The organism is Streptomyces sp. NPDC013317 (assembly GCF_055563155.1).
The window spans coordinates 389,424-399,412 of the sequence record NZ_JBVHDX010000001.1 but is presented as its reverse complement, the minus strand read 5'-3'; the positions used below and the strand labels follow the sequence as shown (position 1 = coordinate 399,412).

Here is a 9,989-nt window from a genome sequence, read left to right as displayed (position 1 = left end):
GTCTGGGGTGGGGGGGGGGGACCCGCCCCTGCGCCCTGGGGCGCCGCCCCCCGGCCCCGGGGGGGACAATCTTCCGTGGCCCCCCCCCGCGCGGCCGCGGGCCGCCGCGCCGAGGCCGCCGCGGCCGCGGCGGCGAGACCGAGGCGAGGGCTGGAGAGGACGGTCAGCGGTGTCGTGGTGCGCTCGGCGGCGTCGGCCATGGACGCCTGGGCGAGGACGATCACGGGATCGTCGGCCGTCGGGACGCCGTCGACCGCCGTCGCGACGGCGTCCAGATAGCCGTCGCGGTCACCGGCCAGGAACCGGTCCCAGGCTCCGTCGACGACCAGGGTCGTGACGAAGGAGGTCCGCTCCCCCGACTCCTGCCGGAGCAGGTCGAGCGTGGGCGCGAGGGTGGACTCGACGGTCGCGACGACGACGATCCTCCCCCGGCCTTCGGCCGGCGGGGCCCCCGTCTCACGGTGGTCGGAGCGGACCGCCTCGGCCGCCATCGGCCGGTCCACCCGGAGCACGGGCACGCCGAGCGCCCCGGCCTGCCGCTCGGCGACCCCTCCGAGGGTCGAGCAGGTGCAGAGCACGGCGTCGGCGCCGTCCGCGACGGCGTCGGCGAGGACGTCGCGCACGGCGCCGGACACGGCGTCAGGGCCCTCGGCCCGGGCCCGAACGAGCAGCTCCTCGGCGACGAGGTGCCGCAGGTCGAGGCCGGGGTGATGGCAGTCGCGCAGCCCGTCGAAGACGGGGACGTGCACCTCGGAGGTGTGCAGGAGCGCGAGCGTCACCACAACTCGGGTGTGGCCTTGAGCTGTGCCTTGGCCGCGCGCACGACGTCCTCCGCGGGTACCGGGGCCTCGTCAGGGTGCTTCTCGGCCCACGCGGCGGCGTACGGGCAGAGGGGCACGACGGGAACGCCCTCGCGGGCGGCCATGGCGTAGAACTCCCGGACGAGGGAGCCGGCGATGCCCTTGCCCTCGTTGCCCTCCTCGACGACGGTGTGCACGGCCACCAGGGCGTGCGGCTCGGTGTCCAGGGTGAAGTAGACGACCACACCGACGTAGCGGCCGTCCTCGAACGCCTCCAGGCGCCCCTTCTCCCTGTCGTCGCGGATCTCCCGTTCGGCCATGCGAATCGTCTCCCTCGGTCCGGGCGCTCAGGCGTGCGCGGCCACGGCGTGCGGGCTGCGCTCGGTGTCGCTGCCGGGCACCGGCGCGGAGGCGTCCGCCCCGAGCTCGACGATGCGGTTGTCCGCGTCCACATGCACCACCCGCGGCACGAGCGCCCGCGCCTCGGCATCCTCGACCTGGGCGTAGCTGATGAGGATCACCAGGTCCCCGGGGTGCACGAGATGCGCGGCGGCCCCGTTGATCCCGATGACCCCGGATCCGCGCTCGCCCTCGATGACGTACGTCTCGAGTCGGGCGCCGTTGTCGATGTCGACGATATGGACGAGCTCCCCGGGCAGCAGGTCGGCCGCCTCCATGAGCTCGGCGTCGACGGTGACGGACCCGACGTAGTGCAGGTCGGCCTGGGTCACGGTGGCGCGGTGGATCTTGGACTTGAACATGGTGCGCAGCACTATGGACTCCTCTAAGACGGCTCCCTGCCTGCTTCCTGCAGGTCAAGGGCGGTCTCGACTGTACACCGGCAGGCCCCGATCGATGCTTGTGAGGAACATCGCTCCGCCCGGGCGAGGCGGGTTCCTACCTGGGCCTTAGCGCCGCACGGTTCGCCGTTGGGACGATCGCCTCTGAGCGGGCGGGGACTCATGCTGACCAGATGCTGACTAACCTGATGAGCCACCAGGCATGGGAAAGGTCCCTCTGCACACACGGACGACGTGCACTTACGCACCACCGAACCGTCGGCACCGACATCGCTCCGGTTCACGGAACACGACCCCTTCAGCCCTCAGCCGGTCGGCGCTCGACCGCTCCGGAAGCTGGCTCGCTGCCTGCCCAAGGCCCCTCGGTAGCGTGGAACTCGCGAGCCACGGCTTCACGGGTCAGGGCGGTCTTCGGACCGAACAACCATGCGCTTGTCCGGTCATCCGTCCCAAGGTGTTGCAGGACTCACGCTGCTGCGGTGTCCGGACTAGCAGTGGCGGTGGCCAAGGGGCCGGGTTCCCCGCCGACGGTGTCGAAGGCGACGCCTCGGGTCAGGCCGTGGAGGTGGCGGGCGCGAATGCCCTCCGCGATGACCGCGTGTCTGCTCCCTGCCTACTTCTCGCAGGGGTTGCGCGCACTCGCGAACGGCACGTGATCGACACATCCGTCGCGGGCCGGAGACGCGCAGGAAGTCGAGCCACCGCATCGCTTCGCCCGGGCGCCGACAGAGTTCATCCCCCAACAAGCTCAGATTCTTCAGAGGAGCGAAGGGAGGCTTCGGGAGGGCACATCGCTCGATTCAGGTGCTTCTCACAGAGTTCTACGTTCCAGGCTGCAGGCCATTGTGAATTTCTTCGCCAACCACATCTCTCACTCGGTGTCGCCGTCGCGGCAAGTGAGGATCTCCACTGTCACCGGTCTGTCCGCCATATTCTCGATCTTCACCTTGCGGGCGTTCTCCGCGGTCACGAGCTGCTCGACGGCTTTGGCATTGGCGACCAGCAGTGCACCTGTCAGCGCAGTCTTCGTGTTCTCACGCAGGGTCAGTTCGACCTTCGCCGGTTTCATCTCCACATCCACGGCCGTCACCGCCAGCAGCACGAGCGTGCCGTCCGGCAACGTGTGCTCGTCCTTGTCGGCCCCGTTCGCCGCCCCGGCCGCGCCGAGACGGCTGGAGTGAAGCGTGTACGACTCCGGGTCCAGCGTGAGGTCCAAGGGGAGCTGCGGACCATTCGTCACCTTGACCGCCGCCGATACTGATACCTGTACCACCACGACCTCCTTCGACTCGGCTCTCACGGCGAATGTCGCACCCCCGCGTCAACCGGGAGTCACGCCCACGTCACCGGCCGGCGGCCGGGCGGTGACTCCCCCGTGATGGCGCGGTGACGCGGACCGGGCACGATCGGCGAGCCGCACAGCCCGTCGTCGAAGGGTCCCAGCAGCCATGACGGTGCAATTCAGCCATCCAGGCGTCTACATCCGCGAGGTCAGCGGCGGCAGTCGTGCCGTTGTCGGCGTCGCCACCGCCATCACCGCCTTCGTGGGCCGGGCACTGCGAGGGCCGGTGGAGGAGCCGGTTATGGTCTCTTCGTTCGGAGAGTTCGAACGGGTCTTCGGTGGGCTGTGGCGCGCCAGCGGTCTCGGCTACGCGGTGCAGGACTACTTCCTCAACGGCGGCAACACCGCCCTCGTCGTGCGCCTCGCACCGGATGCCGAACCCGCCGAAGTCAGCATCGGAGGGCTCAAGCTCCAGGCCGCCAACCCCGGGACGTGGGGCAACGGGCTCACGGTGACGGTGACGCACCCGGAGCCGGAGGAGGCGACGCAGGTCGCGGAGGCGCAGGGTTCGGGCGTCACCGCCGCGTCGCTCTACCACCTCACCGTCACCGACACCGCGACCGGATTCCAGGAGGAGTTCCTCAACGTCACAGGCGTCGAGGGTCCGCGACACGTCAAGAAGGTTCTGCTCGCCTCGCAGCTGATCCGCGCTGTCGACACCCCGCCTGCCACGGCGCCGACCCCCGCCGACTACCCCTTCCCGGACAACGGCTCGCACGGTGTGCCCCTGCGAGCCGAGGACTACAGCGCAACGGGCCAGGACGGCAAGAAGGGCATCTACTCCCTGGAGAAGGCCGACCTGTTCACGCTGCTGTGCCTGCCGCCGCCCACCCCCGCCTCCGACCTCCCCGATGACCTGTGGGCGGAGGCGATGGCCTACTGCTGGAAGAGGCGCGCCTTCCTGATCGTGGACGCGCCCGGTGCCGCGAAGGACGCCACAGCCCTGCGCGGCTGGCTCACTTCGCGTGGGCTCAATGGCGAAGGCGCGCGGAACTGCGCCCTGTACTTCCCGCGCATTCGCCGCTCCGATCCGCTGCGCGACGGCGCCGTCGACGAGTTCGCGCCCTGCGGGGCCGTCGCGGGGGTGATGGCGCGTACCGACGCCGCGCGCGGGGTGTGGAAGGCGCCTGCCGGGGTCGACGCCGGTCTGGCCGGGGCGCAGGGCCTCGCGGTCGTGCTCACCGACGCGGAGCAGGGCCCGCTCAACGTCAAGGGCGTCAACTGTCTGCGCACGTTCCGGGACGCCGGTTCGGTCGTCTGGGGCGCCCGGACGCTCCGGGGCGCCGACGTGCTGGCCGACGAGTACAAGTACGTGCCGGTGCGGCGGCTCGCCCTGTTCCTGGAGGAGAGCCTGTACCGCGGCACGCAGTGGGTCGTCTTCGAGCCGAATGACGAACCGCTGTGGGCGCAGATCCGGACTTCGCTCGGGGCGTTCATGCAGGACCTGTTCCGACAGGGGGCGTTCCAGGGTGCGAGTCCGCGAAACGCGTACTTCGTGAAGTGCGACGGCCAGACGAACACGCAGTACGACATCGACCGCGGGGTGGTCAACATCCACGTCGGCTTCGCGCCGCTGAAGCCGGCCGAGTTCGTCCTCATCCACATCCAGCAGAAGACCGCCGGCTCGCCGGCCTGAGCCCCGCACCCGGCAGGAGGGACGGCATGACCGAGATCACCGTCAGCGCGACACGATTCGACCCCTACAAGAACTTCAAGTTCCGGCTCCAGTGGGACGGCCGCTACGTCGCCGCGGTCAGCAAGGTCAGCGCGTTGAAGCGGACCACCGAGGTGGTCACCCACCGGCACGGCGGGGATCCCAGCAGCAGCCGGAAATCACCGGGGCGGTCCGAGTACGAGGCGATCACCCTCGAAAGGGGTGTCACCCACGACCCGGAGTTCGAGGCGTGGGCGAACAAGGTGTGGAACTTCGGCACGGCCCTCGGAGCGGAGTCGTCGCTGCGGGACTTCCGCAAGGACGTGATCCTGGAGCTCTACAACGAGGCGGGGCAACTCGCGATCTCGTACAAGATCTTCCGCTGCTGGGTCTCGGAGTTCCAGGCCCTGCCCGAACTCGACGCGAACGCGAACACGGTGGCAATCCAGACGCTGAAGCTGGAGAACGAGGGCTGGGAGCGCGACCTGTCGACTCCGGTCCCGGTCGAGCCGTCGTTCTCGGAGTGACGTGTGTCGGCTCTCAGTGACCCCGCTCGTCTGCTCGACGCCTGGGAGGACGCGGCCGCCGTCCCCCCGGCGGCCCGGGCCGCCGTACTGGTTTGCCACGGCGGGTTCGCCGAGAACGTCGAGTCGGCGCTGGGGCTGCCGTTGGGTGACGTCTGCGCCTTGGCCGGCCGGATGTACGCGGAGGACTTCGGCGAGGCGCTGGAGGCCGTGGTCGCGTGCCAGAGATGTGACGCGCAGTTGGACGTGCGGCTCCCGGTGAGCACGTTGTGGACGGCCTCGCCGGAGCGCGAGCGCCGGGTACCGGGGCCCCGGAACCGTGAGCTGTCCGTACGGGCGCTCACGGGCCGCGACCTGCTCGCCGCCGGCCGCGTCTCGGACCCGGCGGGCGAGCTGCTGGCACGATGCGTGACGGACGCCGCGGGCAAGCCGGTCGACCCGCGGGGGCTGGGCCCCGAGGAGGTCGCGCGCGTCGAGGAGGCCGCCGAGCAACTGGCCGGTTCGGCCGCGGCCGTGGTGCGGACCAGCTGTCCGGATTGTGGAGCGGAGGCGCTCATGCCGGTGGACATGGGCGGGCTGCTGTGGGACCGGGTGGCGAGTGCGGCCTCGGCCCTCGTCTCGGAGGTGGCTGCTCTGGCCGCGGCGTTCGGCTGGCGGGAGCAGGACGTGCTGCGCATGTCCCCCCAGCGCCGCCGGATGTATCTGCGGCTGGCTCGCCGGGGGGTCGCGTGATGGAGTTCTTCAGTCGAATGGGCGAGCGGGCGCTGGGAGCGGAAGGAGCGCTCCGGCTGCGGCTGCCCGAGCCGTACGAGGGAGCTTCCGAGCCACCGTGGGGGGAGGTCGCCTTGGGCGCTCCGGCCGCTGCGGCCGAGACGCGGGGACAGCTCGTGTCACCCGAGCAGAAACCGGTTCCCCTCGCCGCCCCGGCGGGAGACGCTCGGCGAGCGGCGTACCGACCCACCCACGGTGGAATCGGCACGGCGCCGATCGCCCGGGCGGCCCGGCCGGAGCCCGCCTCCGCCGTGGCCCCCGCGGAGGCCGTGCGGGCGGCCGATCCCCCGCCGGCGTCCTCCGAGGGCGCGTCCGGGAACCGTACGACCGCTGCAGCACCGGACTCGGAGCCCCCCAGCAACACCGCCACCGCGGACCGCAGGCCGACGTCCCCTCCGCCGTCCGGCCCGCTGCCGCCCGCCGACCTGCCGTCCGGACATGAACCGCCCGGCCACGGGACGGACGAGCCCGTCGGCGCATCGCTCGCGCCGGACGCCCCGGGTGAGCCGCCCGTTCACCCGGACCGCCCCGCCCCTCGGACGACCGGCACGCCGCTGGACCTCGCCGAACTGCTGCGCCGACACGTGTTCCCAGCGCTGGCCGCCCACGGGGTACTGGAGCCGGGCGAGGTTCCCGAACTGGTGGAACCCTCTTCGCCGTCCGCTCCGCCCACCGGGCGGCGGACCCCGGCCCCCGGCGCGGTCACCGTGCAGCCGGGCGTGATGAGCGTGCGTCAGCCCGTCGCGGAAGCCCGGAGAGACACCGGTGCGCCAGAGCGCCCCGTGCCGTCGGAGGTGCACGTCCACATCGACCGGATCACCGTCACCCGGACCGCGAACCCGGCGCCTCCACCGCCGGCCCCGGCGGCCCCGGCGGCACCCCGTCACCGCTCCGTCTCCGACCATGCGGCCTACCTCGCCCGCCGACGGGAGCGGAGATGAACAGTGCCCTGGCCCTCGCCGCCATCACCACGACCATCCGGTTCGTCCTGCAGCGCGAACTGGACCCGCCGCAGCGGCCCGGGGTTGTGTCCGGCACCATGGTGACGACCCGTCACCCGTCGAAGCTGGCCCATTCGGACGGCAACCCGCAGCGCGGGATCAACGTCTACTGCTACCAGGTCACCCCACAGGCCACGGGGAACGTCTCCGCGCTGCCGACCCGGCGCTCCGGAGACTCGCTCATGGCCCGGCCCACGGCCGCGGTCGATCTGCACTACCTCATCAGCTGCTACGGCGACGACGAGTCGCTGGAGCCGCAACGGCTGCTCGGCACGGCGCTGGGAGCCCTCACCGCCACCCCCGTGCTCACGACGGCCGTCGTCGCCAAGGCCGTGGACCGCTACCGCGACGACGACGCGATCGGGCCCCTCCTGCGGGAGGTCCCTCTGGAGATGGGGAGGGAACCGGCGCGGCTGTCCCCACTCACGCTCTCGCTGGAGGAGATGTCCAATCTGTGGGGCATGTTCGGCGGCGGCAACGAGAGCGTGCTGTCGGTGGTCTGGCTGGCGTCCGCCGCCGTGATCACCTCGGACGACCACGTCAGGGTCGCACCGCCTGCGCTGATCCGGACCGTGGACCCTCGGCCGACGGGAGGGCCCCTGCTGGAGTCCGTCGAGGCGGCGGGGTCCGGCCCGGCCGCCGTGGTGGAGCGTGCGACCGTGGTCCTGCGCGGCCGGCGTCTGCTGGGACCGGAGACGTGCGTGGTCATCGGGCCGGTCGAGTTCGCTCCTGGCCCCGGCTCGTCCGACACCGAGGTGCACGTCGGTCCCCTCATCGGAGTTCCGGCCGGGGTGCGTTCCGTGCAGGTACTGCACCGGTCCGCGCCGGGACCCGGGGGACAGCCGTCGCGGACGCTGGCCTCGTCGAACGCCGTGCCGCTCCTGGTACGGCCCAAGGTCACGGCGGAGGCGACCGCGACGGACATCGTCCTGACCCTCGACCCGCCGCTCAGGAAGGGCCAGCGGGTGACCGTCCTCCTGACCCACCGGGCGGGCGGCGGTCCGGACACTCCCGCCGATCTCAGTTTCGATCTGCCCGGGGTGGCGGCGGAGACGACTGAGCAGAAGGTGCCACGCAGCGACGTGCCGGTGGGGATCTGGCTGGTGAGGGTCCGGGTGGACGGCGTGGACAGCCTGCCGGAACGGATCGGGGACAACACGTTCGGCCGTCCCGTGGTCGACGTCGGGGCGACGCCGTGACGCCCGAGGAGCGGGAACAGGCAAGCCGCGAGGCGCTGGTGGCCGAGCTGGGCGTCATCCGGGCGCGCCTGCGCAGGGAGGAGACGGCCGAAGCCGAGGAGAACGCCACCGCCGCCGCACGGCGTCTGGACGGCCCTACTCCGCTGGACGAGGTCACGGTCGGCTTCGGGCTGACCGCGTTCGAGCGAGCGGTGCTGCTGCTGGCGGCCGGCCCCGAGTTGGTGGCCGCGACCGCCGACGACATCGCTGGGGCGGGCGGAGATCCCCGTCCGACCTTCGGACTGGCGCTGTCCCAGCTTCCCGATCCGCACTGGAGCGCCCTGACCCCGGCTGGTCCGCTGCGCCGCTGGCACCTGGTGGCGATGGCTGACGCGACCTCGCCCACGCGCAGCCCGCTGGTGGTCCCGGAGCGGCTGCTGCACCACCTCGTCGGGGCGGGGCACCTCGACTCGGAGCTGGCCCCGGCCACCCGGCGGGTCACCGTCCGGCGTGCGTTGACGGGCACCCTGCGGGACGCGGCCGAGGGGACGGCCCGGGCCTGGGCCGACGGGCGGATCGTGGTGCTGAGCGGGCCTCAGCACGGCAACCTCACCGCTGTCGCGGCCGAGGCGGCGTGGACAGCCGGTGGGCGCGCCCTCCACGTCGTGGCGGCCGAGGAGCTGCCACGAGCCGCCGAGGACCGGGAGCGGTTCCTGCGACTGATGGAGCGCGAGTCGGTGCTCGACGGCTGTGCCTGGGCGTTGGATCTCGGCGACGCAAGGCAGGCCGAGGAGCCCACGCTGTTGAGGGCGATGCTGGATCTGAGCGTGCCGGCGGTGGTGCTGGGCCACGACATGGGCGCCGTACCGGCTCCAGTCGCCCGCGAGGCGGTACGAATCGCCGTGCCGCGCATCGGTGCGGCGGAGCGCGCGGCAGCACTGGGCGCCGCGCTGGCTGAGCGCTGCGGGCCGGATGATGGCGAGGGACCAGAGACGACGGCCGCGGCGGCGGGCGTCTTCGACCTGTCGGTTCCGGACCTGGACGCGGTAGCAGAGGAGGTCGCGCGCGGAGCGGACCTGTGGACCGCTTGCCGTATGCGGGCGCGGGCCGGCTTTTCCGGGGTGGCCCACGTGGTGGAGCCCCGCGCGGACTGGTCGCGGCTGGTATTGCCCGAGGGGCAGCTGGAGCAGCTACGAGCGCTGGTAGGAGCGATGCGGCACAGGAGCCGGGTGCTGGAGGACTGGGGCTTCGGTGCCGCATCGGCGCGCGGACTCGGTACGACCGCTCTGTTCGCAGGGCCCAGCGGCACGGGCAAGACCCTGGCCGCCGAGGTGATCGCGAAGGAACTGGGCCTGGACCTCGTGGTGGTGGACCTGTCCCGGGTGGTCAGCAAGTACATCGGCGAGACTGAGAAGAACCTCGCCCGGATCTTCGAGGCCGCCGAGGACAGCGCGGCCGTCCTCCTCTTCGACGAGGCGGACGCTCTCTTCGGCCGGCGTACGGAGGTGCGTGACAGTCATGACAGGTACGCCAACCTCGAGGTCGGCTATCTGTTGCAACGCGTGGAGTCGTTCCGGGGCCTGGCCGTGCTGACGACCAATACGAAGGGCGCTCTGGACCAGGCGTTCCTGCGGCGGCTGCGCGTGGTGGTGACGTTCCCGTACCCGGACCCCTCGGCACGCGCGGCCCTGTGGGCCCGCGCGTTCCCGGCCGGGACCCCGACCGAGGGCCTGGACCCCCGGCGACTGGCCGTAGTGGATCTCCCTGGCGGAGCGATCGCGGCGGCGGCGCTGACCGCCGCCTTCCTGGGGGCGGAGCGAGGCGAGGTGTCGGAGGAGGACGTGGCGGCGGCGACGCGTTGGGAACTGGCCAAGTCGGGGCGGACTTCGGCGCGGCCCTGACCGCCCCGGGCGTCCAGG

General features: G+C 72.1%; 10 protein-coding genes. 6 read left to right on the top strand and 4 right to left on the bottom strand.

What is annotated here, in order from left to right:
* The 4 genes from ACZ3IJ_RS01640 to ACZ3IJ_RS01625 form a co-directional block, all read right to left on the bottom strand.
* The coding region (locus ACZ3IJ_RS01640) for a hypothetical protein (protein WP_467465628.1) at nucleotides 1-779 on the bottom strand (779 nt) is incomplete at its 3' end.
* A complete protein-coding gene (locus ACZ3IJ_RS01635) occupies nucleotides 776-1,120 on the bottom strand; it encodes a GNAT family N-acetyltransferase (RefSeq protein ID WP_467465627.1) in 345 nt (114 codons plus the stop codon). The genes ACZ3IJ_RS01635 and ACZ3IJ_RS01640, both read right to left, overlap by 4 nt.
* Nucleotides 1,121-1,147: 27 nt before the next feature.
* Nucleotides 1,148-1,573: an aspartate 1-decarboxylase gene (gene panD, locus ACZ3IJ_RS01630; RefSeq protein ID WP_467465626.1), complete on the bottom strand. Its 426-nt coding sequence runs from the start codon at nucleotides 1,571-1,573 to the stop codon at nucleotides 1,148-1,150.
* Between the two features lie 898 nt (nucleotides 1,574-2,471).
* The gene (locus tag ACZ3IJ_RS01625) at nucleotides 2,472-2,876 is read right to left on the bottom strand and encodes a hypothetical protein (RefSeq protein WP_467465625.1); all 405 of its coding nucleotides are present in this window, start codon (nucleotides 2,874-2,876) and stop codon (nucleotides 2,472-2,474) included.
* 172 nt (nucleotides 2,877-3,048) lie between these two features.
* Between ACZ3IJ_RS01625 and ACZ3IJ_RS01620 the strand changes: the two genes are divergently transcribed.
* Genes ACZ3IJ_RS01620 through ACZ3IJ_RS01595 form a run of 6 tightly spaced genes read left to right on the top strand, consistent with a single transcriptional unit; the run spans nucleotide 3,049 to nucleotide 9,971 of the window.
* Nucleotides 3,049-4,578, top strand: coding sequence for a phage tail sheath family protein (locus tag ACZ3IJ_RS01620; protein ID WP_467465624.1), 1,530 nt, complete (start codon nucleotides 3,049-3,051; stop codon nucleotides 4,576-4,578).
* A gap of 26 nt (nucleotides 4,579-4,604) precedes the next feature.
* Nucleotides 4,605-5,123, top strand: a complete 519-nt coding sequence (locus ACZ3IJ_RS01615) for a phage tail protein (RefSeq protein WP_467465623.1) — start codon at nucleotides 4,605-4,607, stop codon at nucleotides 5,121-5,123.
* A 3-nt stretch (nucleotides 5,124-5,126) separates the two neighbouring features.
* Nucleotides 5,127-5,852, top strand: a complete 726-nt coding sequence (locus ACZ3IJ_RS01610; RefSeq protein ID WP_467465622.1) for a hypothetical protein — start codon at nucleotides 5,127-5,129, stop codon at nucleotides 5,850-5,852.
* Nucleotides 5,852-6,832: a hypothetical protein gene (locus ACZ3IJ_RS01605; RefSeq protein ID WP_467465621.1), complete on the top strand. Its 981-nt coding sequence runs from the start codon at nucleotides 5,852-5,854 to the stop codon at nucleotides 6,830-6,832. The genes ACZ3IJ_RS01610 and ACZ3IJ_RS01605 overlap by 1 nt, the downstream gene beginning before the upstream one ends.
* On the top strand, nucleotides 6,829-8,091 hold the full coding sequence (locus tag ACZ3IJ_RS01600; protein ID WP_467465620.1) for a Pvc16 family protein: 1,263 nt from the start codon (nucleotides 6,829-6,831) through the stop codon (nucleotides 8,089-8,091). Before ACZ3IJ_RS01605 ends, ACZ3IJ_RS01600 begins: the two co-directional genes overlap by 4 nt.
* Nucleotides 8,088-9,971: an ATP-binding protein gene (locus ACZ3IJ_RS01595; RefSeq protein ID WP_467465618.1), complete on the top strand. Its 1,884-nt coding sequence runs from the start codon at nucleotides 8,088-8,090 to the stop codon at nucleotides 9,969-9,971. Before ACZ3IJ_RS01600 ends, ACZ3IJ_RS01595 begins: the two co-directional genes overlap by 4 nt.
* The last annotated feature ends 18 nt before the right edge of the window (nucleotides 9,972-9,989 follow it).

Bases quoted from the DNA above. Each gene is read 5' to 3' on its own strand.
- ACZ3IJ_RS01620 (WP_467465624.1), top strand. From the start codon at position 3,049: ATGACGGTGCAATTCAGCCATCCAGGCGTCTACATCCGCGAGGTCAGC.
- ACZ3IJ_RS01600 (WP_467465620.1), top strand. From the start codon at position 6,829: ATGAACAGTGCCCTGGCCCTCGCCGCCATCACCACGACCATCCGGTTC.
- ACZ3IJ_RS01605 (WP_467465621.1), top strand. From the start codon at position 5,852: ATGGAGTTCTTCAGTCGAATGGGCGAGCGGGCGCTGGGAGCGGAAGGA.
- ACZ3IJ_RS01615 (WP_467465623.1), top strand. From the start codon at position 4,605: ATGACCGAGATCACCGTCAGCGCGACACGATTCGACCCCTACAAGAAC.
- ACZ3IJ_RS01635 (WP_467465627.1), bottom strand. From the start codon at position 1,120: ATGGCCGAACGGGAGATCCGCGACGACAGGGAGAAGGGGCGCCTGGAG.